The sequence below is a fragment of the Albidovulum sediminicola genome, assembly GCF_025751575.1.
Lineage (GTDB): Bacteria > Pseudomonadota > Alphaproteobacteria > Rhodobacterales > Rhodobacteraceae > Albidovulum > Albidovulum sediminicola.
On the sequence record NZ_JAOWLA010000011.1, the window covers coordinates 98,620 to 124,338 of the forward strand.

The following is a 25,719-nucleotide window of genomic DNA, read 5'->3' on the forward strand; positions in this document are numbered from 1 at the left end:
CTCGGCGCCTAGGTCGGCTCCGCAGATGTCGTCCGGGTCTACATGAATGCCGCGTGCAATTCCGATTGGCATGGCGCCGCGGGATTCCGGCTGATCCACGCGGGGACCGGCAAGAACGCAGCCGATCTGCTCCTGTGCATCGACGCGATGGAGCTTGCGATGGGTCAGAGCTTTTCCGACGTGGTGATCGCCAGCTCAGACGGGGATTTCGCGCATCTGGCGGTGCAGCTGCGCGAAAGGGGTCTACGGGTGATCGGCGTGGGGGAAGCCAAGGCCCCGCCGCTTTTTCGGGCCGCCTGCACGCGGTTCGAGGTGGTCAGCGGCAAGGCACCCGAGCGGACCTGGCGCGCCTATCTCGCCGCGCGGCCTTCGCTTTACGAACTCGATCCCCGGGGTCCGGAAGCCAAGGTGCGCTTCCTCCCGGCCGGATTCGCCTGAGCCAGGCTCACGCCGAGGTGTCGATCACCTCGAAATCGTGGCTCATCTGGGCCGTCTTGGCCATCATCGCGGAGGCGGAGCAGTATTTTTCCACGGAAAGGTTGATCGCCCGCTCGACCTTGCGGGGGTCGATGGCGCGGCCCTTGACGACGAAATGCATGTGGATGCGGGTAAAGACCTTGGGTTCGGTCTCGGCACGGTCGGCGTCGAGTTCCACCGCCACGTCCTCGACCCGCTCCCGCCCCTTTTCGAGGATCGAGACCACGTCATAGGCCGCGCAGCCGCCGGTACCGATCAGGACAAGCTCCATCGGGCTCGGGCCGGGCTTCGGGCCCTCGTTGTGGCCCGTGCCGAAGGCGATCTTGTGGCCGGTGGTGGCCTCGCCGACGAAGGTGCGGGCCTCGGCCCATTTGACGCGCGCTTTCATGTCTCTCTCCGGGTTCGGGATCGGGCGGGACTATAGGGTCAGCCCCGGCGCGCGCAAGGGCCTCATGTCTGGCCGGGGCGCAGCATCTCGAAGACCTCGGTCACGACCGAATAGTCGCGATAGCCAAGCCGGGCCAGCGGCTGGAATCGGGTCACGTCGAAGCGGCCATCCACCAGGCAATCGTCGCGCAGGTGAATGCCCGTGACCTCCCCGATCGTCAGCGCGTTCGCCTTGCCCAAGAGCGGCACGACCTGCACCACGCGGCATTCGAGCGTCGCGGGCGCACGGGCAACGCGGGGACAGTCGATGGTCGCGCACTCGGCCCGCTCGATCCCGGCCAGGGCGAATTCGTCCGTCTCGGCCGAATAGGCGCCGGAGGTCGCGTTCATCTGCTCCCGCATCGCGTATTCGACGATGTTGACCGCGAAAACGCCGGTTTCCTCGACGTTGCGCAGCGTGTCCTTGGCCTCGGTCGAGGCAAAGACCACCTGCGGCGGGGTATAGGCGACGCCGTTGAAAAAGGAATAGGGGGCGATGTTGTCGCCCAGGCTGCCCCGGGTCGAGATCCACCCGATCGGGCGCGGCGTGATGATCGCGTTGAACGGGTTGTGGGGCAGGCCGTGGCCATTCTCGGGCCGATAGAACATCCGCCAGTCTCCTTCGCAGGTTTGCCCCTGACCTAGGGCCATGCTACGCGCGATTCCAGAAGATTCGTCGAAAAAGGTCAGGGCCCGCGTGTACAGGCTAGAGGAAGAGAAAGAGGCCGACTGGTGGGAGGTGGAGGCGCTTTACGACCTGTGCTTCGCGCCGGGGCGCACGGCGCTGTCCTCCTACCGGCTCCGCGACGGGGTGGACCGGGTCAAGAACCTTTGCCACGTCCTGCGCGATCATGACGGGGTTCTGGCCGCCGTGATACGCTATTGGCCCGTCACGGTCGGGGGCCAGCGCGTGCTGCTGCTGGGGCCCGTCGCCGTGCACCCGACCCGCCAGGGCGAGGGGCTGGGCGGCCTTCTGATCAACGAAAGCCTGGCCGAGGCGCGGCGGCTTGGGTGGGAACGGGTGCTCTTGGTGGGCGACGCACCCTACTATAAGCGCTTCGGCTTCGAAAAACTGTCCGGGGTGGAAATGCCGCCCCCCACCAACCCCGACCGGGTTCTGGGGCTTGAGCTGCAACCGGGCGCCTGGGACGGCGTCAGCGGCAGGGTTGAGAAATTCAACGGGTAGAGTTGGGCCGTTTTCCCCCTCCGGTACAATTGAACCCGGTGCATGAACCCCCAAATCTGAAGCGAACCCAATTGCGGGAGGTTTGAGATGACCGACGACCTGCCCCAGCCGCGCCCTGACCTTCCAGCCGCGGCAGAGACGGAGATCGCGGCGCTCGTGAATCGCGCCGCGAAAGCGCATGGCCCGGTGATCAAGGCGCTGAACGCGGTCGGCGGATCGCTGGAATCGCGCAGCGGCGCGCTGCCGGACCGGATTCGCGGCGTTCTCGACGCGGGCATTTCGGGCCTGCTGGAAGGGGCCTACCGCACCGCCGGCGCGGTCGGATCGATGCCGAAGTTACCACCCGCACGCGACTGGACGCACCGGGCCGCCGCCGCGGCTGGCGGGGCGATGGGCGGGCTTGGCGGGATTGGTACCGCGCTGGTCGAACTGCCCGCCACGATCACGCTCATCTTCGGCGCCATGCAGCGCGCGGCAGCGCAGGAGGGCTTCGACCCGGCGTCGGAGGAGGTGCGGCTGCTCTGCCTCGACATCTTCGGCGCCGGGGGGCCGGGGCGGGCGGACGACGGCGTGAACACCGCCTTCCTGGGCACGCGGCTCAGCGTCAACGGGGTCACGCTTCAGGCGCTGATCCAGCGGGTCGCGCCCGGCGTTGCGGCGGTTCTCGGGCGCAAGCTCGCGGGACAGGCGGTTCCGGTCCTGGGCGCGGCCGCGGGTGCCGGGATCAACTACGCCTACATGAGCTATTACGAGGAAATGGCCCGCGTCCGCTTCGCGCTCAAGCGCCTCGCCGAGGCCCATGGGGAAGAGGTGGTGCTGGCCGCCTGGCGCGAGCGCGCGCTGCCACTTGCCCAACGCTAAGGCGCGCGGCGCCCGCTCAGATATCCTGACCCGACAACCAGGACATGACCGCGCCGCGCAGGTTGACGGCGCCCGAGGCGCGGGCCTCGTCCATCGTCGCGCGCAAGTCCTTCAGGTTGATCTTGCGGATCAGATGCTTGACCGGCCCGATTGAGGCCGGGCGCATCGAGAGCGTGCGAAGGCCGATCGCGGCAAGGCAGGCGGCCTCGACCGGGCGGCCGGCGTCCTCTCCGCAGAAGGACAGATGCGTGCCGCCCTCGGCGCAGCGTGCCACGATCTGCTCGATGAAATTCATGTAACTGGTATTGAGCATGTCGTAGCGGCGGCGCACCGCCTCGTTCTCGCGGTCGGCCGCGAAGAAGAACTGCTTGAGGTCGTTGCCCCCGATCGAGATGAAGTCCGTCATCTCGAAAAATTCTCGCGGGGCGAAGGCCAGCGAGGGCGTCTCGAGCATGGCGCCAACCTCGATCCGTTCGGGCAGGGTGTGGCCCAGATGGCGCTCCCGCTCGATCTCGTCGAGGAAATGTTGGCGGGCCGCGCGGAACTCGTCAAACTCCGCGACGAAGGGGAACATGACACTCAGCGGCCGGCCGTTCGCGGCACGGATCAGCGCCTGAAGCTGCATCCGCATGATCCCGGGCTTGTCGAGCCCGACGCGGATCGCGCGCCAGCCCATGGCGGGGTTGGGCTCCTCGACCCGTTTCATGTAGGGCAGGACCTTGTCGGACCCGATATCGAGCGTGCGGAAGGCGACGCGCTTGCCGTGGGCGGCCTCCAGAACGCGCGCGTAGATCGCGACCAGCTCGGAGCGCTTGGGCACATGGGCGCGCACCAGGAATTGCAGCTCGGTGCGGAACAGGCCCACGCCCTCGGCCCCGGACCCGGCAAGGGACGGCAGGTCGGCGATCAGGCCCGCGTTCATGTGAAGCGCGACGCGGGTGCCGCAGAGCGCCTCGGCCGGCAGGTCGCGCAGGCTCGCGTAACGGCTTTGGGCCGCCGCCTGCATGGCGATCTTGTCGCGAAAGGCGCTTGCGACCGTCTCTTCGGGGCGCAGGTGCACGACGCCCTGGTCACCATCGACAAGGATGCGATCGCCGTTCAACGCCTCGGTCGTGATCCGTTCGGCATGAATGACGAGCGGGATCGCGAGCGCCCGCGCAACAATCGCCGCGTGCGAGCCGACGGAACCTTCCTCCAGCACGACGCCGCGCAGCTTGCGGCCATAGTCCAGAAGCTCTGCCGGGCCGATGTTGCGCGCAACCAGGATCGGGTTCGCGGGCATTTCCGCCCCGGTATCGGCGCCCTGCCCGGTCAATATCCGCAAAAGCCGGTTCGACAGGTCGTCAAGGTCGTGCAGGCGATCGCGAAGGTAGGGGTCGGGCACCGTTTCCAGCCGCGCGCGGGCGGCGGACTGTTCCTTTTCAACCGCGGCCTCGGCCGAAAGGCCACGCGCGATGTCCTCTTCCATGCGCCGCATCCAGCCACGCGAATTCGCGAACATCCGGTAGGCTTCAAGGACCGCCAACTGTTCCTTGTCGCCGTTTTCATTGGTGCTCAGCATCGCGTCGACGGACAGGCGGAGCGCGGCCACGGCTTCGTTCAACCGCGCCTGTTCCTTCTTGGGGTCGTCGGCCACCGGGTTGGTGATGACGACGCGCGGTTCATGCAGCCAGACCTGCCCCTCGGCGCTGCCTTCCTGCCCGGTCGTGCCGCGAAACATGACGGGCTGCTTGTGAAGCGCGGCCAGCGCCTCGCCCTCACCCACGAAGGCGCCAAGCTCCGTCATCTCGGCCAGCACCATCGCGACGACTTCCAGCGCGTAGACCTCGTCATCGGAGAAGGCCCGCGCCTGCTTCGACTGGACGACAAGTACGCCGAGCTTTTCGCCAAGCCGCTGGATCGGCACGCCAAGGAAGGAGGAATAGATCTCCTCCCCCGTCTCCGGCATGTAGCGGAACCCCTTTTCCGCCGGCGCATTGGCTGTGTTGACCGCGCTGGAGGTCTTGGCCACGCGCCCCACCAGGCCCTCACCCAGGCGCATCCGGGTCTTGTGGACGGACTCGGCCTTCAGGCCCTCGGTCGCACAAAGTTCAAGCGTTTCGTCGTCGCGGAAAAGGTAGATGGAGCACACCTCGCTCCCCATCGAATCCGCGATCAGGTGGGTGATCCGGTCAAGCCGCTCCTGCCCTGCGCCGGCCTCGGCCAAGGTGTCACGCAAGCGTCTGAGAAGCTTGCGGCTTTCGCTTTCCGTCCGCTCTGGCATGTCCGCCCTGTTCCCAACTTCCCCCTCTATAGGCGATGCCGTGCGAATTGGGGAGTAGGAAAGGGGCGACCTAATGGCGCGGCCGCGGAAATGCCCGCATGGCGGGCACAGGGTGCGCGGCTGCCGTTTTCTTGGGCAAGACCCGCGGGTCGATGCCGCCTTTCCCTTGCAGCACGGGCTGACTAAGTTCACCTCATGCGCGCCTTGCCCGGCCCTTTTTCAGACTGGTTCGAACGGCGCGGATGGCAGATCCATCCGCACCAGCAGGCAATGCTTGAGCGCGCGCAGGCGCCCGCCTTGCTGCTGATCGCTCCGACGGGGGGCGGCAAGACCCTCGCGGGGTTCCTGCCCACCCTGGCCGAGTTGGCCGACGGGACGCATCGCGGGCTCCACACGCTCTATATCTCGCCGCTGAAGGCACTCGCGGCCGACATCCGCCGCAACCTGACCGCACCCGTCACCGAGATGGGCCTGCCCATCCGGATCGAGGACCGGACCGGCGACACGAGCCATTCCACGCGGCAACGCCAACGCGCCGATCCGCCACATATCCTTCTGACAACGCCCGAAAGCCTGGCGCTCTTGCTGAGCTACGAGGACGCGCCGCGCATCTTCGCAGGGCTCCGGCGGGTCGTCGTGGACGAAATCCACGCGCTCGCGGAATCGAAGCGCGGCGACCAGCTGATGCTTTGCCTTGCCCGGCTGTCGCGCCTGGTGCCGGGCCTGCGCCGCGTCGGCCTTTCGGCCACCGTCGAGGACCCCGGCGCCATCGCCCGTTTCCTGGCCCGCCATCCCGACCCTTGCGAGGTCCTCCATGCCGATCCGGGCCCCGACCCCGACATCGGGATGCTGGAGACCGAGGAACCCCCGCCCTGGGCCGGCGGCGGCGGACGCTACGCCATCCCCGCGATCCTGGACGAGGTGCGCCGTCATCGCACAACGCTCATCTTCCACAACACCCGCGCACAGGCGGAGATCTTCTTCCACCACCTCTGGCTCGCCAACGAGGACGCGCTGCCCATCGGCATCCATCACGGCTCACTCTCGCGCGAGGCGCGGGAGCGGGTGGAGGCGGCGATGGTCCGGGGCGACCTGCGCGCCATCGTCTGCACCGGCTCGCTCGACCTTGGCATCGACTGGGGGGACGTGGACCTGGTGGTCCAGGTCGGCGCGCCCAAGAACGTCAAGCGACTGGTGCAGCGAATCGGGCGGGCCAACCACCGCTACAACGCGCCCTCGAAGGCGCTGCTCGTCCCTGCCAACCGCTTCGAGGTCATCGAATGTCAGGCCGCGCTCCAGGCGGTGCGCGACCATGACCTCGACGGAGAGCCGCGCGGACCCGGCCCCCGCGACGTGCTCTGCCAGCACATCCTGATCGCCGCCTGTTCCGCCCCCTTCGATGCGGATGATCTTTACGCCGAGGTGACGACCGCCGGCCCCTACGCGGCGCTGTCGCGCGCGGACTTCGACGCCTGTCTCGATTTCTGTGCCACGGGGGGCTACGCGCTTCGTGCCTACGACCGCTGGCAAAGGCTGATGCAGCGCGCGGGCCTCTGGTCGCTGCGCGATCCCCGCTCCGCCCGCGCGATCCGCATGAACATCGGCACGATCACCGACGCGGACCTTCTGAAGGTTCGGATGCGCGGCCGCATGGGCGGCCAGCCGCTGGGCGAGGTCGAGGAGGGCTTCGCCGCCTCCCTCACCCCCGGCGACACCTTCCTGATCGGCGGGCAGGTCGTCCGCTACGAGGGGCTGCGCGAACTGACGGTCGAGGTCAGCCGCGACCCGGGGCGCGACCCCAAGGTCGCGGTCTTCTCCGGCTCCAAGTTCTCGACCTCCACCCGCCTGACCGAACGAATCCTGGGCATGTTGGCGCAGGCCGCCTGGCCCGGCCTGCCTGCCCACACCGCCGATTGGCTGGCGCTTCAACGGCAGGTCTCCCACCTGCCCCGCGCCGACCGGCTCTTGATCGAGAGTTTCCCCGCCGAGGGGCGCGAGCACCTCTGCATCTACGGCTTCGCGGGCCGCAACGCCCAGCAGACCCTCGGCCTTCTCCTCACCCACCGGATGGAGGGCCTGGGCCTCAACCCGCTGGGCTTCGTTGCGACCGATTACGCGACCTTGATCTGGGGGCTCGACCCCGTCCGGGAAGCCGCTCCGCTCCTCGACCGCGCCGCACTTGCCGAAGGGCTGGAAACCTGGCTTCAGGGCAACGCCGTGATGAAGCGCACCTTCCGCGGCGTCGCCCAGATCGCCGGCCTGATCGAGCGCAACCATCCCGGGCAGCGCAAGTCCGGCCGCCAGGCCACCTTTTCGACCGACATCCTTTACGACACGCTGCGCCGCCACGACCCCGGCCACCTGATGCTCAAGGTCACACGCGAAGAGGCGCTGCGGGGCCTCGTCGATTTCGCAAGGATCGAGGCGATGCTCGACCGCGTCCAGGATCGTTTCGACCACCTGCGCCTCTCCCGCGTCACGCCCTTGGCCGCGCCGCTCTTCCTCGAACACGGCAAGGTCCCGGTCGAGGGGGCCGCCCGCGAACGCCTCATCGCCGAAACCGCCGCCCGCCTGATGGCCGAGGCCGGTCTGGCGTGATCCCCGGCCGTCCCTGACCTCATTTCTTCATTGCGCAAATACCCCGGGGGTGAATGCGGGCAACGCCCGCAGAGGGGGCAGCGCCCCCAACCTGCATGATCGAACGGCAGACGGGTCGCGCGATCCGCCGTCTCTTTCCCTTCCCGACGGCCCCGCCTAGGATCGCCGCCATGACCGGCCATCGCTTTTCCCTTTCCGGCGCCAAGCTTTTCGCCCTGCCCTCGGGCGCGCTCTGGTGGGCGGACGAGGGCCTGCTGGCTGTCTCGGACCTGCACCTTGGCCGCTCATCCCGGATCGCGCGGCTGGGAGGGACACTCCTGCCGCCCTACGAAGTCGATGAGACGCTGGCAAAGCTCGACGCCGAGATCGCGCGGACGGCCCCGCGCGTCGTGCTGTGCCTGGGCGACAGCTTCGATGACCTCGCCGCCGCGGATCTGGAGGCGGACCACCGGCTCTGGCTGACGCGGCTCATGGCCGGGCGGCGCTGGCTCTGGATCGAGGGCAACCATGACCCCGGCCCGGTCGACCTTCCCGGCGAGCATCTGCGCGAGATGACGCTCGGCTCCCTCACCTTCCGCCATATCGCGGAGCCGGGCGCCGGCGGAGAGGTCTCGGGACATTACCACCCGAAGATCCGCGTCGCCGGTCCCGCGCGGCCCTGCTTCCTGATCGACACGGCGCGGGTGATCCTGCCGGCCTTCGGCGCCTATACCGGCGGGATGGAAGCCACGCGCCCGCCGCTATCCAACCTGATGGCGCCCGGCGCCATCGCCTGGCTGACCGGCCCCACGCCCTGCGCCTTGCCCCTGAAAGGAAGACGATGACCGACCTCTCTCCCGCGATCGAGCGCAAGACCCGCGACAGCTTCGCCCGCCAATCGCTGATGGCCACCTTCGGCGCGTCGATCGGGTTGCTCGCCCCCGGCACCTGCACGGTCGTCGCGCCGATCCTGCCGCTGGCCCGCCAGCAGCACGGCGTCGGCCACGCGGGGCTGACCTTCGCGCTCGGCGATACCGCCGCGGGCTATGCCGCGCTGACCCTCATGCCGGAGGAGTCCGAGGTCATGACGGTCGAGATGAAGATCAACCTGCTCGCCCCCGCCCGGGGCGATCGTCTTATCGCCGAAGGCCGCGTGATCCGCGCAGGTCGCCGCGTGAGCGTGGTCACGACCGAGGTTTTCGCGGAGAAAGCGGACGGACGCGATCTTGTCGCGATCCTGCAGGGCACGATGGTGCCGGTCACCCCACGCGACAGAACATAGGATTTGACAGCCCCCGCGTGCAGCCTCATTATTCGTATACAAATGAATATTGGGGAGGCCTGCCTTGGCCCTCATCCGGCCCGAGTCCCTATCCGAAGCGCTTGCGGCGCTGAATGGGGCGCCGATACCCCTGATCGCGGGGGGCACCGATTTCTACCCTGCGCGCCAGGGCCGCCCTCTGCCTGCCGATGCGCTGGACCTGACGGGGATCGCCGACCTGCAGGGCATCGCCCATGACGGCGCGGGCTGGCGCATCGGTGCGGCCACGACCTGGACGCAGATCGCGCACGCGGACCTGCCGCCCGCCTTCGACGGCCTGCGCGCGGCGGCGCGCGAGGTGGGCTCGATCCAGATCCAGAACGCGGGCACGATCGCGGGCAATCTCTGCAACGCCTCACCGGCGGCCGACGGCGTGCCACCGCTTCTGACACTTGACGCGGTGGTGGAATGCGCCTCGGCAACGGGGCTGCGGCGGATCGCGCTCTCCGATTTCATCCTGGGACCGCGCCGGACGGCGCTGGGCCCGGCGGAAATTGTCACCGCGCTCCTTATTCCCGATGCCTCCGAAACCGCGCGTGCGACCTTCGTGAAGCTGGGCAGCCGCCGTTACCTCGTCATCTCGATCGCCATGGTCGCGGCGGTGGTCAGCACCGGCAGCGACGGCCGGATCGAAGGCGCGCGCATCGCCGTCGGGGCCTGTTCCCCGGTCGCCCGCCGCCTGCCGGGGGTGGAGGCGGCGCTCCTGGGCCGCCCGCTGTCGGACGGCTTGAACGAGGTGGAGATCACCGCCGACATGCTCTCGCCCCTGTCCCCCATCGGCGATGTGCGGGCCCCGGCGGCCTATCGGCTGGAGGCGGCGGCCGAACTGATCCGGCGCGCGCTGAGAGGCATTGCGGAGGACCGTCATGGGTAGCATCGACTTCACCCTGAACGGCGCCCCCGCCCGCGCCGAAGCCAGCCCCATCGAGCGCCTGTCGCGGGTGCTACGCGAAGCCTGCGGCGCGCGCGACGTGAAGGTCGGCTGTGACGCCGGCGATTGCGGGGCCTGCACCGTGCTCGTCGACGGGGACCCAGTCTGCGCCTGCCTGACGGCTGCCGGTCAAGCCGCAGGGCGGCGGGTCGAAACCCAGTCCGGCCTCGTCTCCGGCGATCCTTTGGCGGGCCGGCTAGCGAAGGAGTTCCTTGCCCACGGGGCCGCGCAGTGCGGCATCTGCACGCCGGGAATGATGGTCGCGGCAACCGCGCTTCTGCGCGCGACACCGCGCCCGGACGAGGCACAGGTGATGGACGCGCTCGGCGGGGTTCTCTGCCGCTGCACCGGCTATCGCAAGATCATCGAAGCGGTGGTCGCGGCGGGGCAGCCCGAAGCCAGCCCGGAGGCCGCAAGCGGCGCGGTGGGAACCTCCCTCCCCCGGCTCGACGGCGCCGCCAAGGTCGAGGGGCGGGAAACCTTCGGCGACGACATCGCCCCCCCGGGGACGTTGGAGCTGCGGGTGATCCGTGCACCACATGCCCGCGCGGGCTTCACTTTCGGCGACCTCGATGCCTTCGTCGCTGACACACCCGGCATCGTGGCCGTTCTGACCGCGCGCGATGTGCCCGGCCAGAACAGCTTCGGCGTGATCCCCGGGTTCCAGGACCAGCCCGTCTTCGCCGAGAGCGAGGCGCGCTTTCGCGGCGACGCGGTGGCCGCCGTCATCGCGAACCCAGAGGCGATGGCGGTCTTCGACGCCGCGAGCTTTCCCATCCGCTGGGAGGAGCGCGCGCCCGTCCAGACCCCGGAGGCCGCCCGGGCCGAGGGCGCGCCCCTTCTGCACGTCGACCGGCCGGGCAACGTCATGACCGGCGGGCGCGTCCAGCGCGGCGACGCGGAGGCCGCGTTAGCCCGCGCCGATGTGGTGGTGGAGGGGCACTTCCGCTCGGGTTTCGTCGAACACGCCTATATCGAGCCCGAGGCAGGCCTTGCCGTCCCCCGCGAGGGCCGGGTCGAGGTGCACGCCTGCACCCAGGCCCCGGTCATGGACCAGGAGGGACTGGCGCGCGTTCTCGACCTGCCGATGGAGCGCGTCCGGATCATCCCCACCGCCGTCGGCGGGGGCTTCGGATCGAAGCTCGACCTGTCGGTGCAACCCTTTATCGCGCTGGCGGCGCTGAAACTCGGCCAGCCCGTGCGCGTCACCTACAGCCGGGCCGAATCGATGGCCTCCACCACCAAGCGGCATCCCTCCGACATCCGGTTGCGGATCGGCGCGACGCGGGACGGGCGGATCTCTGGCTTCGACTTTGACGGCACTTTCGACACCGGCGCCTATGCCTCCTGGGGGCCGACGGTCGCGAACCGGGTGCCGGTCCATGCGTCCGGCCCCTACCGGATCGCCGACTACCGCGCGATCTCGGCGGGGATCTACACCAACAATCCGCCAGCGGGCGCCTTCCGCGGCTTCGGCGTGCCGCAATCGGCCATCGCGCAGGAGGTGCTGTTCGACGAACTGGCGGAACGGCTGGGCCTGGACCCGCTGGAATTCCGGCTGAGGAACGCGCTGGACAACGGCACGCCCACCGTCTGCGGCCAGGTCTTTTCGCAAGGCGTCGGCATCGGCGCCTGCCTTGGCGCCCTGAAACCCGCTTGGGAGCGCGAGCGCGCGGCCTGCGCGGTCTTCAACGCCACCGCCTCCGGCGTCCGGCGCGGGGTCGGTCTGGCGGCGGGCTGGTATGGCTGCGGCAACACCTCGCTGCCCAATCCCTCTACGATCCGGGCGGGGGTCCGGGCGGACGGGCGGATCGCGCTGCACCAGGGGGCCATGGACATCGGCCAGGGCGCGAACACCGTCATCGCCCAGATCTTCGCCGAGGCATTGGGGGTGCCGGTCGCCTGCCTCGACCTGATCGGCCCGGACACCGACCTGACGCCCGACGCGGGCAAGACCTCGGCCTCGCGCCAGACCTTCGTCACGGGCAATGCGGCACGCCTTTCGGGCCTTGCACTGCGCGCGGAGATCCTGCGCCAGGCGAACGCGGGTGCCGACGCGCGGCTGAGCTTTGGCGCGGGCGCGATCGAGGTGCGGGACGGCGCCGGCCTTCACCGCATCGACCTTGGCGCGCTGGAGCCCGACGCCCGCGGCTATGTCCTGTCGGCTGAGGAAAGCTACGACCCGCCGACCCTGCCGCTGGACAACAACGGCCAGGGCCACCCCTACGCGCAGTTCGGCTACGCCGCGCACCTCGTGGTGGTGGAGGTCGATACCGCCCTTGGCCTTGTCCGGCCACTGCGCTTCACGGCCGCGCATGACGTGGGCCGCGCGATCAACCCGCTGCTGGTCGAGGGTCAGGTCCACGGCGGCATCGCCCAAGGCCTCGGCATGGCGCTGATGGAGGAATACATTCCTGGCCGGACCGAGAACCTGCACGACTACCTGATCCCCACGATCGGCGATGTGCCCCCGATCGAGACCCTGATCATCGAGGAACCGGACGCCCACGGCCCCTTCGGCGCCAAGGGGCTGGGCGAACATGTGCTGATCCCCACCGCACCGGCGATCCTGAACGCGATCCGCCACGCGACGGGCGCCCGGCTCCGGCAGGTGCCGGCAACGCCCGACCGCGTCCTTGCCGCCATAAGGGAGGCCAACCGATGAGCGAACGCGCCGAGCGTATGGCGGACAAGATCCGCTGCGATGCCTGCCCGGTCCTGTGCTATATCGCCGAGGGACGCGCCGGAGCCTGTGACCGCTACGCCAACCATGGCGGCGAACTGGTGCGTCTCGATCCGCTGACGGTAATCGAGGCCGGGGCCGAGACCGTTCCCTTCCTCTCCACGGACGAGGAATGGGACGGCGACATCCTGCGCGCGAACCGCCCCTTCATCACCGCCGTTGGCGCCGGGACGACCTATCCCGACTACAAGCCCGCCCCCTTCATCGTCAGCCAGGAGGTCGCGGGCGTCGATATGGTCACCGTCGTGACCGAGGGCATCTTCAGCTACTGCGGCGTCAAGGTGAAGATCGACACCGACCGCCACATCGGCGACGAATGCGCCATCGTGCGGTCTGAGGGCGAGCCCATCGGCCATGTGATGACCTCCGAATACGGCTCGAAGATGCTGTCGCTGGGGGGGGTGGAGCATCTGACCGGCGGGACCAAGGCCGAGGGGCGCGCGACCTGCGACGCGCTTCTGCGCCTGTGCAACCGCGAGGCCGTCGAACTGACCGTGGAGGGCGGCGCGACTGTCGTCGTGCAGGCAGGCCAGGCCCCGATCATCAACGGCGTGCAAGAACGGCTGATGCGGGTCGGTTGCGGATCGGCCACCATCGGCATGTTCGCGACGCAATGGGCGCCCCATGTCGATGAGGTCATCGTGGTGGACGATCACATCACCGGCGTCCTGTCCGAACACCAGGCGGGACGGATGCTCGACATCCCGCCCACCGGCATCCGCGTCACCGGACGCAAGTCCACTCCGGGGCGCTATTTCCAGGTCGCCCATCCCGGCACCGGCTGGGGTGGCACCGATGTCGAGGACCCGCTGACGATCCTGCGCCCCGCCGATCCCAAGATCGCCTGGCCGGGGCTGCGGCTCCTGATGGTTTCGACCACGGGCGAGCAATGGGCCTATTACACACTGGACGAAAATCTGGCACCGCAGCCGGCGGAGATCACCGCCCCGCTCCTGGCCTCGGTCGAGCGGATCGCGGAGAACTGTGAACCCTCTGTCTGCTCGGTCCTCTTCATGGGCGGCGCGGGCGGGTCGCTGCGCGCGGGCGTCACCGAGAACCCGGTCAAGCTGACCCGCTCGGTGAAGGAGGCGCTGACCCATGTCTCCTGCGGCGGGGCGGAGGCCTATGTCTGGCCCGGCGGCGGGATCACGGTCATGGCCGATGTGATGGACATGCCGACGAATGCCTTCGGCTACGTCCCCACCCCTGCCCTTGTCGCGCCGATCGAATTCACCCTGCGCCGGTCGGACTATGCGGCCCTTGGCGGGCATGTCGAGCGGATCGTCCCGGCCAAGGATGTGGTGAAGCCTGGAATTCGCCGCGTCGGACCGGCGCCCCGCCACCCGGACCCGCGCCATGCCGGGAACTTCAACTGGTCGAAAGGGGGGTAAGTCCATGCCCGCCACGGCCGCCCGCCTGCCGGGAAACCGCCTGCACCTTCAGCACGGGCCCATCGACCTGATCCTCGGCGCCGACGGCCCGGGGCGGGAGGCGGCCTTCGCGGCCGCGACCCGCCGCTTCGCCCCGCTTCTGGACGAACTGGTGGCGGAACTGCCGCTGTTGCGCCAGCCCCCCGGCGCGACCCGGCCCAGCGGGCCGGTCGCCCGGCGCATGGACGCCGCCGTTCGCCCCCACAGTGGGCGCCATTTCATCACCCCCATGGCCGCCGTCGCAGGGGCCGTCGCGGACGAGGTGCTGGCGGCCATGGTCGCCGCGGGCGACCTTTCGCGCGCCTATGTCAATGACGGCGGGGATATCGCGCTTCATCTGGAATCCGGCCAAGTCTACCGCGCGGGGATGGCGGGGCTCGACACAGAAGCCCTCGGCGCGGTGGATATCCGCGCAGACAGCGGCATTCGCGGCATCGCGACCTCGGGCCGTGGCGGGCGGAGCCTGTCGCTCGGCATCGCAGACTCGGTCACGGCGCTGGCTGCCACGGCTGCGGCGGCCGATGCCGCAGCGACGCTGATCGCCAACGCGGTCAACCTGACCGACCATCCAGCCATTACCCGCCGCCCGGCCCGCGCATTGGACCCCGACAGCGATCTGGGCGACCGCCCGGTGACGGTGGCCGTCGGCACTCTGAGCGCAGCCGAGATCGCCACCGCCCTTGATCGCGGCCTTGCGGAGGCCGCCGCGATGCAGGCGGCTGGCCTCATCGCCGGGGCTGCGCTATTCCTGAACCGGGCAAGCCGCGTGCTGGCCCCCACGCCCGAAACGGAGGCACTGGCCCATGCCTGAACCCGAGATCCGAAAGCTCCTGACCGTGGTCGAGGAGATCCACCACGAGGGCGGGCCGCGCGCGGAACGCCCCCTGATGCGCGCCGCCGCGGTGGCGGTGGTCAAGAACCCGTTCGCCGGGCGCTACGAGCCCGAGATCAAGGGCTTCATGGAGGATCTGAAACCGCTGGGCCTGATGATGGCGCGACGGCTTCTGGATGCACTGGGCGGCGATCCGAAGGCGGTCGAAGGCTACGGCAAGGGCGCCATCATCGGATCGGCGGGGGAGTTGGAACATGGCGCGCTCTGGCATGCGCCGGGCGGCTACGCGATGCGCGAGGTTCTGGGCGGCGCCAAGGCCATCGTGCCCTCGGCCAAGAAGGTGGGCGGCACGGGCGCGCGGCTCGATGTGCCGGTGACCCATGTGAACGCGAGCTATGTGCGCAGCCATTTCGATTCCATGGAAGTCGGCCTGAACGATGCCCCGCGCGCCGATGAAATGGTTCTGGTTCTGGTCATGACCACCGGCCCGCGCGTCCATTCCCGCTCTGGCGGGCTGGAAGCCTGGGACATCAAGGGAGAGGACGGTCTGAGATGAAAGCCGATATCCGCAAGCTGGCCGTCTGGGTCGAGGAAACCCACAAGGAAATGGGCCGTGAGATCACGCCCGCGACCCGCAAGGCCGTGGCCGTCGCCGTCATCGCCAACCCCTTCGCGGGCCGCTATGTCGAGGACCTGACGGACCTCATGGACATCGGCGCGGAGCTTGGCGGGCTTCTGGGCGAACGCTGCGTCAAGGCGCTGGGGATCGAGCCGCAGCAGGCCGAAAGCTACGGCAAGGCCGCCATGGTCGGTGAAAACGGCGAACTGGAACATGCCGCCGCCATCCTCCACCCGAAGCTTGGCGCGCCGCTGCGCGCGGCGGTGGAAAAGGGCGCCGCACTCGTCCCGTCCTCGAAGAAGATGGGCGGGCCGGGACAGGATCTGGACGTGCCGCTCGGCCACAAGGACGCGGCCTATGTCCGGTCGCATTTCGACGGGGTCGAGGTGCGGATGAACGACGCCCCCCGCGCGAACGAGATCATGGTCGCGGTCGCGGTCACCGACAGTGGCCGCCCGCTGCCCCGCGTCGGCGGCCTCACGGCCAGCGAAGCCGAGGGCAAGGACGGGCTTCGGTGACGGGCGACGACCGCCCCTACCGGCTGGACGATCAGGTGGGCTATATCCTGCGGCTGGCGAGCCAGCGGCATGCCTCGCTTTTCCTGGCGCGGTTCGGCTCCGACCTGACGCCCACGCAGTTCGCGGCGATGGCCCGCCTTGGTGAGATCGGGCAGTGTTCGCAGAACGAACTGGGGCGGCAGACGGCCATGGACGTGGCAACGATCAAGGGCGTAGTGGACCGGCTGCGCGCCAAGGGGCTCGTCAGCCAGATGTCTGACCCCGCCGACAAGCGGCGCAGCCTTCTGTCGCTCTCCCCCCGGGGCGCCGCGATGCTGGCCGATCTGCACGCGAAGGGCAACACGGTGACCGAGGATACGCTCGACCCGCTCGATGTCGCCGAGCGCGAGGTCTTCCTTTCCCTGCTGCGCAAACTGGGCTGAGGGTCAGGCCGTCACGACCTCGGGGATCTTCCAGGCGGGCGGCGTGTTGCGGCTGCGATTCGAGCGCACCTCCCCGTCGATGATGGTCATGCCGACGCCTGGCAGGTTGCCGAGTTGCACCGATTCCAGGATGGTCTTGCCGCCGGAATGCTGGGCCTGGTCCATCAGGACGAAATCCGCCGCAAAGCCGCGCTCGATCAGGCCCACGTCAAGCTCGCGCTGGCGCGCGGTGTTGCCGGTGGCAAAGCAGAACGCGATTTCAGCCGGGACATTGCCCAGCGCCGACAGCATCGCGACCATGCGAAGAATACCCAAAGGCTGAACGCCCGACCCCGCCGGGCCGTCAGTACCCAGGATGATCTGGTCCATCTTGCCCAGTTCGCGCGCCGTGTTCAGCGTCAAAAGCGCCGCGCGTTCATTGCCGTTGTGGACGATCTCCAACCCCTTGAGGCAACCTTCGCAGAGGCACACGATCTGGTCGTCCGGCAGGGCGGAATGGCCGCCGTTGATATGGCCAACCACGTCCGTGCCCGTTTCCAGCACCATGTCCGCGTCGATCAGGCCTGATCCGGGGATCGACGGCCCGCCGGTGTGGATCGTCGACTGGATGCCGTACTTGCGCGCCCAGTCGACCATCTGCCGCGCGGTCTTGCCGTCCTTGACGGAGCCCAGCCCGACCTCGCCCAGGAACTTCACGCCGGCATCTGCGAGGTCCTTGAAGTCGTGCTCTTCCATCCCGTGTTCGATGACCGGCGCGCCCGCCAGAACCTTGACGCCCGAGGGGCGGAAGTTCTCGTACCAGCGCTGGGATGCGATCGCCATCGCCTTCAGCCCGACGATATCCTTGGGCCGCCCCGGCATATGCACCTCACCGGCCGAGATCATCGTGGTGACGCCGCCGTGAAGCGTGGAGTCGATCCAGTGCAACTGCTGCTGGCGCGGGGTGTAGTCGCCGACAACCGGGTGGACATGGCTGTCGATCAGCCCGGGGGCCAACGTCGTGCCCTGCGCGTCGATCAGGGTCGTCGCGCCCTCGGTGTCCAGGTCCGTTTCGCGTCCCCAGTCGGAAATGCGCCCGTCGGTCGCGATCAGGCAATCGGCGTCGTAGATCGGCTGTTCGAGCTTGCCCGAAAGCATCAACCCGATGTTGCGAATGACGAGCTTTCTGGACGCATGCTCCATGATCGCCTCCCCCGGCCGGTTGGATCATTAGCACGCTAACACATGCCGGCCCCCGATCAAGGGGCCGGCACCGGGAAGCCTAGAGTTGCAGGGCCTTTTGTTCGTCGGCCCGCTGGCGCGCGATGTTGCGCTTGGAGATCAGCGAGGCGGAGATCACGCCCACGGTCACGATCGAGATCAGGATCGTGGAGAGCGCGTTGATTTCCGGACTGACGCCCAGGCGCACGGCCGAGAAGATCTTCATCGGCAGCGTGGTCGAGGACGGACCCGCCACGAACTGCGAGATCACGAGGTCGTCGAGCGACAGCGTGAAGGCCAGAAGCCAGCCGGAGATGACCGCCGGGGCGATGATCGGAAGCGTCACCGACTTGAAGGCGTCGAAGGGCGTGCAGCCCAGATCCAGCGCCGCCTCCTCCAGCGACTTGTCGAAGGTCGCCAGGCGCGAGGACACCACCACCGAGACGAAGCACATCGTGAAGGTGATGTGGGCCAGAATGATCGTGAACACACCGCGATCCAGCCCCAGCGAGATGAAGAGCAGCAGCATCGCAAGGCCCGTGATCACCTCGGGCATGACGAGCGGCGCGTAGATCATGCCCGAAAACAGCGTCCGCCCCGCGAAGCGGCCGGCCCGGACCATGACGTAGGCCGCCATCGTGCCCAGCACCGTCGCGACGGTCGAGGAGATCACCGCCACCTTCAGCGTGATCCAGGCGGCGCCCAGGAACGCCTCGTTCTGCAAAAGCTCGCCATACCACTTGGTCGAGAACCCGGCCCAGACCGTCACCAGCTTCGAGGCGTTGAAGCTGTAGATGACCAGGATCAGCATCGGCAGGTAGAGGAACGCGAAGCCCAGCGTCAGCGAGGTCGCGTTGAACCAGGAAAAGCGACGGTTCATTGGTTCGCCTCCCTCTGTTTTTGCTCGTTCCGCTGGAAGAGCACGATGGGTACGATCAGGATCAGGAGCAGCACGACGGCGACCGCCGAGGCCACCGGCCAGTCGCGGTTGGAGAAGAACTCCTCATAAAGCACCTTGCCGATCATCAGCGTGTCCGATCCGCCCAGAAGCGAAGGGATGACGAACTCGCCGAGCGCCGGGATGAAGACCAGGAAGCAGCCCGCGATGACGCCCGGGATCGACAGCGGGAAGGTCACCAGCCAGAAGGCCGACGCCTTGGAACATCCCAGGTCCTCCGCCGCCTCGATCAGCGATCCATCGAGCTTTTCAAGCGCGGCATAGATCGGCAGGATCATGAAGGGCAGGTAGGAATAGACGATCCCGATATAGACCGCGTTCTGCGTGTTCATGATCGCGAGCGGTTCGTTGATGATCCCGGTCCAGAGCAGGAACTGGTTCAGGAACCCCTCGTTCGAGAGGATCCCGATCCAGGAATAGACGCGGATCAGGAACGAGGTCCAGAAAGGCAGGATGACCAGCATCATCAGCGTCGGGCGCCATTCCTCGGACGCCTGCGCCATGCCGTAGGCGATGGGATAGGCCACCAGAAGCGTCAGCACGGTCGAGATCAGCGCGATCTTCAGGCTTGAAAGATAGGCCGTGACATAAAGCGCGTCCGTGGCCAGGAAGGTGAAGTTTTCAACGTCGAGGCCCGAGAGGAACTCCTTCAGCCCGTCCCAGCCCGCGGAGATGTCGAAGGTCGGCGTGTAGGGCGGGATGGAGATCGCGTAATCCGACAGCGCGATCTTCATCACGATCACGAAGGGGATCAGGAAGAAAAGCAGGAGCCAGGCGTAAGGCGTGAGGATGAGCAGAAGGCGGCGCAGGTTCATGACCGCCCCCTCACTTCAACAACACGATGCCGGCGGTGTCCGTGAAGGACAGCCAGACCTTGTCGTCCCAGGTGATGTCGCGCCGCGCGATGCGGCGGTCGTTGGCGACCTGCGCCTTCATCATCCGGCCGCCGGGCAGTTCGACCTTGTAGGTCGAGATATTGCCCAGGTAGGCGATATCGTGGACCGTCCCCTCGATCACATTGGCGCGGTCGCTGGGCGGTTGCGTCGCGATGGCCACCTTCTCGGGGCGGATGGCGTAATGGACGCGCGCGCCCTTCGCGATCCCCTCGGGCGCGGTGCCGATCAGGGCGGGCTGGCCCTCGGCCCAGGAGATCGAGACCTTGCCGCCCGCGACATCGGCGACCGTCCCCTCGATGATGTTAACATCCCCGATGAAGTCGGCGACGTAGACCGAGTTCGGCGTCTCGTAGATCCGGTCGGGCGTGTCGATCTGGATCATCTTGCCGTGGTCCATGACCGCGACGCGGCTGGCGACGGTCATCGCCTCTTCCTGGTCGTGGGTCACGATCACGAAGGTGGTGCCGGTCTTTTCCTGGATGTCCATCAATTCGAACTGCGTGTCCTGGCGCAGCTTCTTGTCGAGCGCACCCAAGGGCTCATCCAGCAGCAGCAGCTTCGGCGCCTTGGCGAGCGAACGGGCCAGCGCGACGCGCTGGCGCTGGCCGCCGGAGATCTGGTGGGGCCGACGCTTGGCGAATTTCTCAAGCCGGACAAGGCGCAGCATTTCCTCGACCCGGGCCGGGATCTGCTCCTTCGGCATGTCCGAGCGGCGCAGCCCGAAGGCGATGTTGTCCCAGACGCTGAGATGCGGGAACAGCGCGTAGCTTTGGAACATCATGTTGACCGGGCGCTTGTTGGGCGGCACCGGGGCGATGTCGACCCCGTCCAGAAGGATCGTCCCGCTGGTCGGCGCTTCGAACCCGGCGAGCATCCGCATCAGGGTCGTCTTGCCGCAGCCCGAGGGGCCGAGCAGCGCGAAGAATTCCCGCCGGAAGATATCGACCGTGATGTTGTCGATCGCGACAAAGTCGCCAAATTTCTTGGTGACGTTGCGGAACTGGATCAGCGGCTTTTCTGCGGGGTCGCTCCAGGGGGCGAAAACGGGGCGTGTGCCGGGCTGTGCCATTTGCATTCTGTCCTCATTCACGAAAAGACCCCGCACCGGCGCGGTGCGGGGTCCTGGTTCAAGCGAAGCGATCAGGTCCCGGACTTGATCTTGGTCCAAAGCCGCGTGACACCACGGTTCACCTTCGGATCGTAGGGCGAGGTGGTGTAGAGGTTGGAGGTCGTTTCCTCGTCGGGATAGATGGCGCCGTCGCCGATCACATCCTCGTTGAGGAACTCCTGCGAGGCCTTGTTGCCGTTGGCGTAGTAGACATAGTTCGACGCCGCGGCCGCGTTCTGCGCGTCCATCATGAAGTTGATGAACTTGTGGGCCGCCGACGGGTTCGGTGCATCGACCGGGACCGCCAGTTGGTCGAACCACATCAGCGCGCCTTCCTTCGGGATGTGATACTCGATCTCGACCCCGTTGTCGGCCTCGGCCGCGCGGTCGCGCGCCATGAGCACGTCACCCGACCAGCCGAAGGCCACGCAGATGTCGCCGTTGGCCAGGGCGTTGATGTATTCCGAGGAGTGGAACTTCTGCACATAGGGCGCGATAGCGGTCAGAACCGGCTCGACCTTCTCGATCGTCTCGAGGTCCTGCGCATCGGGGTCTTCGCCGATGTAGCGCAGCGCCGCCGGGATGATCTCGGTCGGCGCATCCAGGATGTGGACGCCGCAAGAGGCCAGCTTTTCCATGTTGGCCGGATCGAAGACCAGCGCAAGCGAGCCGACCGGCGCGTCATCGCCCAGGACTTCCTTGACCTTGTTGATGTTCACGCCGATCCCGGTCGTGCCCCACATGTAGTTCACGGCATATTCGTTGCCCGGGTCGTATTTCGACACGCGGTCGGCGATGACGTCCCACATGTTGCCGATGTTCGGAAGCTGCGCCTTGTCGAGCTTCTGGAACGCGCCGGCCTGGATCTGGCGTTGCAGGAACGACCCGGTCGGGACAACCACGTCATAGCCTGAACCGCCAGCCAGCAGTTTGGTTTCGAGGATCTCGTTCGAATCGAACACGTCGTAGACAACGTCGATCCCGGTTTCGTCCTTGAACTTGGTCAGCAGTTCCTCGTCGATGTAGTCCGACCAGTTGTAGACATGAACCTCCTCGGCGCTCGCCGAGAACGCCCCGGCCGCGATGAGCGCGGCAACGGACAGCATTGTTCTTTTCATCATTGACTCCCTGTAGTGACGTCAGCAGGGCTTCCCCACTGACGACATTTGATCAAAAATCCGATCAAAATACAATATGGCAAATTTCGGGGGGAACCGATACCGTAGGCGCCCGAAACAACCACACCATGACCGGATGGTCTTTCTGCGAAAGGCGACAACTCGTTGAACGCTGATTTTCATAAGCCGCCAACACACGAACTCGTATATCGCAAGATTCGCGAGATGATCCTGTTCGGAGAACTTGCCCCTGGTCAAGCAGTTACGATTCAAGGGCTTGTGAGCGATCTGAACGCGGGCATGACCCCCGTGCGCGAGGCCATCCGCCGTCTGACGGCCGAGGGCGCGCTGCAGTTTCAGGGTAACCGGCGGGTCTGCGTGCCCGAACTGACCCTTGCGCAGTTGGACGAACTGGCTTTCGCGCGGCAGGCCATCGAGCCGCAGTTGGCTTATCTTGCGGCCCAGAAGATCACGCCCGAGGCGATTTCAAAGCTGGAAAGCATCGACGAATCTCTCAACACGGCGGTGCGCCGGGGCGATGTGAAGGCCTATCTGGAACACAACCACCGTTTTCACACGACGCTATACGAACAGGCAGACGCGAGCATTCTTTTTGCCATCGCGCAGATGCTACTGCTGCGCGGCGGCCCGTCGCTGCGGGTGGTCTGCGGGCGGCTGGGCACCAACGGGCTTCCCGACAAGCACCAGCAGGCGCTGCTCGCGCTGCGGTCGGGTTCGCCCGAGGCGGTCGCAACCGCGATTCGCGACGACGTGAACCAGGGCATCGATCAGATCCGCATGACCCTTTCGAGTCTGGACGTTTGATCAAATCAGGTTGACATCCAATATTTTGATCATATCCTGAGCGCAATCGGCCAGGGCCGCGAATCCGGCGTGCCCGGACGCGCCTCTCAGACCTGAAGGTGCCGGACTGGCCGTCCCTCATTCCAGGAGCTCGCCATGACGACGATCACCAACCACATGCCGACGAAGGAGCTTCAGGCCCTCGACGCCGCGCACCATATGCACCCCTTCACCGAGGATGCGGCCCTGGCGAAGAAGGGCGCGCGGATCATCACGCGCGGCAAGGGCGTGTTCCTGACCGACAGCGAGGGGAACGAGATCCTGGACGGGATGGCGGGCCTTTGGTGCGTCAACCTGGGTTACGGCCGCAAGGAGCTGGCCGAGGTCGCCGCCCGCCAGATGGAGGAGCTGTGCTACTACAACACCTTCTTCCAGACCTCGCATGTGCCCGCGATCGCGCTGGCCGCGAAGATCGCGGAACTGGCGCCCGGCGATCTGAACCACGTCTTCTACGCCGGCTCCGGCTCCGAGGCGAACGACACCAACATCCGCCTGGTGCGCCGCTACTGGGACGTGAAGGGCAAGCCCGAGAAGAACATCATCATCAGCCGCAAGAACGCCTACCACGGATCGACCATGGGTGGCGCCTCGCTTGGCGGGATGTCCGGCATGCACGCGCAGGGCGGCCTGCCGATCCCGAACATCGTCCACATCAACCAGCCGCACTGGTACGCCGAGGGCGGCGACGCCACGCCGGAGGAGTTCGGCCTGGCCCGCGCGCGCGAGCTTGAGGCGAAGATCGAGGAACTGGGCGCGGACCGCGTCGCGGCCTTCATCGGCGAGCCGATCCAGGGCGCCGGCGGCGTGATCATCCCGCCCGCGACCTACTGGCCGGAGATCCAGCGCATCTGTGACAAGCACGGCATCCTTCTGATCGCGGACGAGGTCATCACCGGCTTCGGCCGCACCGGAAACTGGTTCGGTAGCCAGACCATGGGCATCAAGCCGCATATCATGACCATCGCCAAGGGCCTGTCCTCGGGCTATGCGCCGATCGGCGGGTCGATCATTTGCGACGAGGTTTTCAACACCATCGCGGGCTCGGGCGATGATTTCAACCACGGCTACACCTACTGCGGCCATCCGGTCGCCGCGGCCGTGGCTCTGCGCAACCTTGAGCTTCTTGAAGAGGAAAAGGTGCTCGATCACGTGCGCAACGTCGCGCATCCCTACCTGATGGAGCGGTGGCAGGCCCTCAGCGACCACCCGCTGGTCGGCGAGGCGAAGCTGGCCGGCCTGATGGGCTCGATCGCGCTGACCCCGAACAAGGAAACGCGGGCAAAGTTCGCCTCGGACGCGGGCACAGTCGGCTATATCACACGTGAGCGCTGCTTCGCCAACAACCTCGTCATGCGCCATGTCGGGGACCGCATGATCATCTCGCCCCCGCTGGTGATCACGCCGTCCGAGATCGACATCCTGATCGAGCGCGCGACCAAGTCCCTTGACGAGGCCTATGCCAAGATCCGTTCCGAAGGCCTGCTGAAAGCGGCTTGAGCTCAAAAGTTACAGGCCCGCCCCCCACCGGACGGGCCTGTTGACCCCACCCATGGGGCGATCCGTCAACCCGCAGAGGTTGCGAGGACGGCAATGGGATGGGCAAGCCCGGCCAGCCCGATGGACACGCCCATCGGGAACTGCCGCCCCGGCCGCATGGAGGCCCAGCCGGTTCCCGCAAAAACCGGGATGCGCTTCATGGTGAAGACGGCGGCGATGCCTGCGAACATCGAGAGCGAAAAGACATGGGCGAAAAGGCCCAGCGACCAGACCGGGATCAGCAGCATGAGCGCTGAAAGCAGCTTCACGTCCCCCCCGCCGAAGAGGCGGAAGTGAAAGCCGACCATTCCGGCCGCGAAGACCGCCCCCGCCACGAGCAGCCGCCAAAGCAGATCCGCGGGCGGGAAGGCCAGGGCGAACAGCACGAAGGCTGCCAGCAGGATCAGGCTCAGCACGTTTGGAATACGCAGAAAGCGCAGGTCAAACCAGGCCGCAGTCACCATCACGGGTGCCACCGCGATCAATGGCACGAAGGGGATGAGCGTCCCGGAGATCATGATCACGCCCGCCGCCGCGTGTTGTCGGCCGACTGCGTCCCCTGATCCAACAGCCGAAACACCAGCTCCGCCAGCGACCGGGTGCCTGTCTTTGCGTAGATGCTGCGCAGGTGCGACCGCACCGTCGCTTCCGTCAGGCCGACCTCCGCCGCCACGCCGCGGACCGAAAGCCCCCGGCTCAGCATCACGCAGACCCGGAATTCCGCCCGGCTAAGGCCCGCTGGATTGGAGATACCCAGAAGCGGACGGGAGGGGGGGCAGTCCGGTTGCGATTCGTCTTTCTTCCTATTTTCAACAACCTGCGCAGTCACGAGCCCCACCTGGCGCCCTGTCCAGATGCGTGCGACCGCCGGCAGGACCGCATTGAGACAGGCCAGCGTCTGGTCATCCAGACGCTCTCGGAAATGAAGCTCGACATGGTCGCGGAACGACGGGTCGGCCGTCAGCGTCAGAACCGCCATTTCGCGCATGTGCCGGGCCACCTGCCAGACGTGCAGGCCGACACCCGCAACCGCGTCAGATTCGTCGGCGTGTTCCGAGGCCAGCCAGATCGTCGCGGGACGGGCATTTTGCAGATAGGCCCCGAACAGGTTCGTCGCGTAGCTGCCCCGAAGCGGGCGCGACACGGCATCCTGCGCCCTTGCATCATGAAGCGCGACGATCTGCGGGAAGGGGCGGCCAGGATAGGTACGCGCGATCGCGCCAGCCTCGGCACCAAGGCCGCGCACGAGGCCAGCGAAGCCTTCGTCGAGCGTGGTGTTCCCGTGCAGCCCCTCGCTCCAGCCAGCCACAACCTCGACAAGCCGGGCCGGATCGGCCGGACTGACACTTGCGGGATCTGTTCCTGAAGCTCTTCTCAAACCGACCAATGCAACCTCCGCCCCCTTGCGGGGGGATACAATAAGCTGTCTGCGA

At 67.3% G+C, this 25,719-nt stretch carries 25 protein-coding genes; 15 read left to right on the forward strand and 10 right to left on the reverse strand.

Annotation, left to right across the window (positions count from 1 at the left end; all coding sequences use genetic code 11):
• Positions 1 to 42: 42 nt before the first annotated feature.
• Positions 43 to 438: an NYN domain-containing protein gene (locus OE647_RS12780; RefSeq protein WP_263722127.1), complete on the forward strand. Its 396-nt coding sequence runs from the start codon at positions 43 to 45 to the stop codon at positions 436 to 438.
• Positions 439 to 445: 7 nt separating this feature from the next.
• On the opposite strand, the gene OE647_RS12785 is transcribed toward OE647_RS12780, so the two are convergent.
• Both OE647_RS12785 and OE647_RS12790 read right to left on the reverse strand, forming a co-directional pair.
• A complete protein-coding gene (locus tag OE647_RS12785) occupies positions 446 to 865 on the reverse strand; it encodes an OsmC family protein (RefSeq protein ID WP_263722128.1) in 420 nt (139 codons plus the stop codon).
• A 62-nt stretch (positions 866 to 927) separates the two neighbouring features.
• Complete coding sequence (locus OE647_RS12790; protein WP_263722129.1) at positions 928 to 1,512, reverse strand: flavin reductase family protein; 585 nt, start codon at positions 1,510 to 1,512, stop codon at positions 928 to 930.
• 88 nt (positions 1,513 to 1,600) lie between these two features.
• Between OE647_RS12790 and OE647_RS12795 the strand changes: the two genes are divergently transcribed.
• Together OE647_RS12795 and OE647_RS12800 are read left to right on the forward strand one after the other, a co-directional pair.
• Positions 1,601 to 2,089, forward strand: a complete 489-nt coding sequence (locus OE647_RS12795; RefSeq protein WP_263722130.1) for a GNAT family N-acetyltransferase — start codon at positions 1,601 to 1,603, stop codon at positions 2,087 to 2,089.
• A gap of 87 nt (positions 2,090 to 2,176) precedes the next feature.
• Entirely contained in the window at positions 2,177 to 2,950 is a 774-nt protein-coding gene (locus OE647_RS12800) for an EcsC family protein (RefSeq protein ID WP_263722131.1), read from the forward strand.
• 16 nt (positions 2,951 to 2,966) lie between these two features.
• Here the strand turns inward: OE647_RS12800 and ptsP are convergent, their stop codons facing one another.
• A complete protein-coding gene (gene ptsP, locus OE647_RS12805) occupies positions 2,967 to 5,213 on the reverse strand; it encodes a phosphoenolpyruvate--protein phosphotransferase (protein WP_263722132.1) in 2,247 nt (748 codons plus the stop codon).
• Positions 5,214 to 5,408: 195 nt separating this feature from the next.
• On the opposite strand from ptsP, the gene OE647_RS12810 reads away from it, so the two are divergent.
• From OE647_RS12810 to OE647_RS12855, 10 genes are all read left to right on the forward strand, one after another.
• On the forward strand, positions 5,409 to 7,811 hold the full coding sequence (locus OE647_RS12810; RefSeq protein WP_263722133.1) for a ligase-associated DNA damage response DEXH box helicase: 2,403 nt from the start codon (positions 5,409 to 5,411) through the stop codon (positions 7,809 to 7,811).
• A 170-nt stretch (positions 7,812 to 7,981) separates the two neighbouring features.
• Positions 7,982 to 8,635: a ligase-associated DNA damage response endonuclease PdeM gene (gene pdeM / locus OE647_RS12815; RefSeq protein ID WP_263722134.1), complete on the forward strand. Its 654-nt coding sequence runs from the start codon at positions 7,982 to 7,984 to the stop codon at positions 8,633 to 8,635.
• Positions 8,632 to 9,072: a PaaI family thioesterase gene (locus OE647_RS12820; RefSeq protein WP_263722135.1), complete on the forward strand. Its 441-nt coding sequence runs from the start codon at positions 8,632 to 8,634 to the stop codon at positions 9,070 to 9,072. The genes pdeM and OE647_RS12820 overlap by 4 nt, the downstream gene beginning before the upstream one ends.
• Positions 9,073 to 9,136: 64 nt before the next feature.
• Positions 9,137 to 9,985: an FAD binding domain-containing protein gene (locus OE647_RS12825; protein ID WP_263722136.1), complete on the forward strand. Its 849-nt coding sequence runs from the start codon at positions 9,137 to 9,139 to the stop codon at positions 9,983 to 9,985.
• Entirely contained in the window at positions 9,978 to 12,707 is a 2,730-nt protein-coding gene (locus tag OE647_RS12830) for a molybdopterin-dependent oxidoreductase (RefSeq protein WP_263722137.1), read from the forward strand. The genes OE647_RS12825 and OE647_RS12830 overlap by 8 nt, the downstream gene beginning before the upstream one ends.
• Positions 12,704 to 14,176 (forward strand): 6-hydroxynicotinate reductase, encoded by a 1,473-nt coding sequence (locus tag OE647_RS12835; protein ID WP_263722138.1) that lies wholly within the window; start codon positions 12,704 to 12,706, stop codon positions 14,174 to 14,176. Before OE647_RS12830 ends, OE647_RS12835 begins: the two co-directional genes overlap by 4 nt.
• 4 nt (positions 14,177 to 14,180) lie before the next feature.
• Positions 14,181 to 15,026: a UPF0280 family protein gene (locus OE647_RS12840; RefSeq protein WP_263722139.1), complete on the forward strand. Its 846-nt coding sequence runs from the start codon at positions 14,181 to 14,183 to the stop codon at positions 15,024 to 15,026.
• Entirely contained in the window at positions 15,019 to 15,603 is a 585-nt protein-coding gene (locus tag OE647_RS12845; protein ID WP_263722140.1) for an amino acid synthesis family protein, read from the forward strand. The genes OE647_RS12840 and OE647_RS12845 overlap by 8 nt, the downstream gene beginning before the upstream one ends.
• Complete coding sequence (locus OE647_RS12850) at positions 15,600 to 16,184, forward strand: amino acid synthesis family protein (protein ID WP_263722141.1); 585 nt, start codon at positions 15,600 to 15,602, stop codon at positions 16,182 to 16,184. Before OE647_RS12845 ends, OE647_RS12850 begins: the two co-directional genes overlap by 4 nt.
• Positions 16,181 to 16,606, forward strand: coding sequence for a MarR family winged helix-turn-helix transcriptional regulator (locus OE647_RS12855; protein WP_263722142.1), 426 nt, complete (start codon positions 16,181 to 16,183; stop codon positions 16,604 to 16,606). Before OE647_RS12850 ends, OE647_RS12855 begins: the two co-directional genes overlap by 4 nt.
• 3 nt (positions 16,607 to 16,609) lie before the next feature.
• Here the strand turns inward: OE647_RS12855 and OE647_RS12860 are convergent, their stop codons facing one another.
• The 5 genes from OE647_RS12860 to OE647_RS12880 form a co-directional block, all read right to left on the reverse strand.
• Entirely contained in the window at positions 16,610 to 17,788 is a 1,179-nt protein-coding gene (locus tag OE647_RS12860; protein ID WP_263722143.1) for an amidohydrolase family protein, read from the reverse strand.
• A gap of 79 nt (positions 17,789 to 17,867) precedes the next feature.
• The gene (locus OE647_RS12865) at positions 17,868 to 18,686 is read right to left on the reverse strand and encodes an ABC transporter permease (RefSeq protein ID WP_263722144.1); all 819 of its coding nucleotides are present in this window, start codon (positions 18,684 to 18,686) and stop codon (positions 17,868 to 17,870) included.
• Complete coding sequence (locus tag OE647_RS12870) at positions 18,683 to 19,573, reverse strand: ABC transporter permease subunit (RefSeq protein ID WP_263722175.1); 891 nt, start codon at positions 19,571 to 19,573, stop codon at positions 18,683 to 18,685. Before OE647_RS12870 ends, OE647_RS12865 begins: the two co-directional genes overlap by 4 nt.
• A gap of 16 nt (positions 19,574 to 19,589) precedes the next feature.
• Positions 19,590 to 20,729 (reverse strand): ABC transporter ATP-binding protein, encoded by a 1,140-nt coding sequence (locus OE647_RS12875; protein WP_263722176.1) that lies wholly within the window; start codon positions 20,727 to 20,729, stop codon positions 19,590 to 19,592.
• Positions 20,730 to 20,800: 71 nt separating this feature from the next.
• A complete protein-coding gene (locus tag OE647_RS12880) occupies positions 20,801 to 21,886 on the reverse strand; it encodes a polyamine ABC transporter substrate-binding protein (protein ID WP_318527945.1) in 1,086 nt (361 codons plus the stop codon).
• 165 nt (positions 21,887 to 22,051) lie between these two features.
• Here OE647_RS12880 and OE647_RS12885 point away from each other — a divergent pair, with 165 nt between their 5' ends.
• A complete protein-coding gene (locus OE647_RS12885) occupies positions 22,052 to 22,711 on the forward strand; it encodes a GntR family transcriptional regulator (RefSeq protein WP_263722146.1) in 660 nt (219 codons plus the stop codon).
• A 135-nt stretch (positions 22,712 to 22,846) separates the two neighbouring features.
• Positions 22,847 to 24,247 carry an aspartate aminotransferase family protein gene (locus OE647_RS12890; protein WP_263722147.1) on the forward strand — a complete coding sequence of 467 codons (1,401 nt, stop codon included), beginning with the start codon at positions 22,847 to 22,849 and terminating at the stop codon, positions 24,245 to 24,247.
• Positions 24,248 to 24,312: 65 nt separating this feature from the next.
• Here the strand turns inward: OE647_RS12890 and OE647_RS12895 are convergent, their stop codons facing one another.
• Both OE647_RS12895 and OE647_RS12900 read right to left on the reverse strand, forming a co-directional pair.
• A complete protein-coding gene (locus OE647_RS12895) occupies positions 24,313 to 24,804 on the reverse strand; it encodes an A24 family peptidase (RefSeq protein ID WP_263722177.1) in 492 nt (163 codons plus the stop codon).
• Positions 24,805 to 24,806: 2 nt separating this feature from the next.
• Entirely contained in the window at positions 24,807 to 25,595 is a 789-nt protein-coding gene (locus OE647_RS12900) for a helix-turn-helix transcriptional regulator (RefSeq protein ID WP_263722148.1), read from the reverse strand.
• Between the last annotated feature and the right edge of the window lie 124 nt (positions 25,596 to 25,719).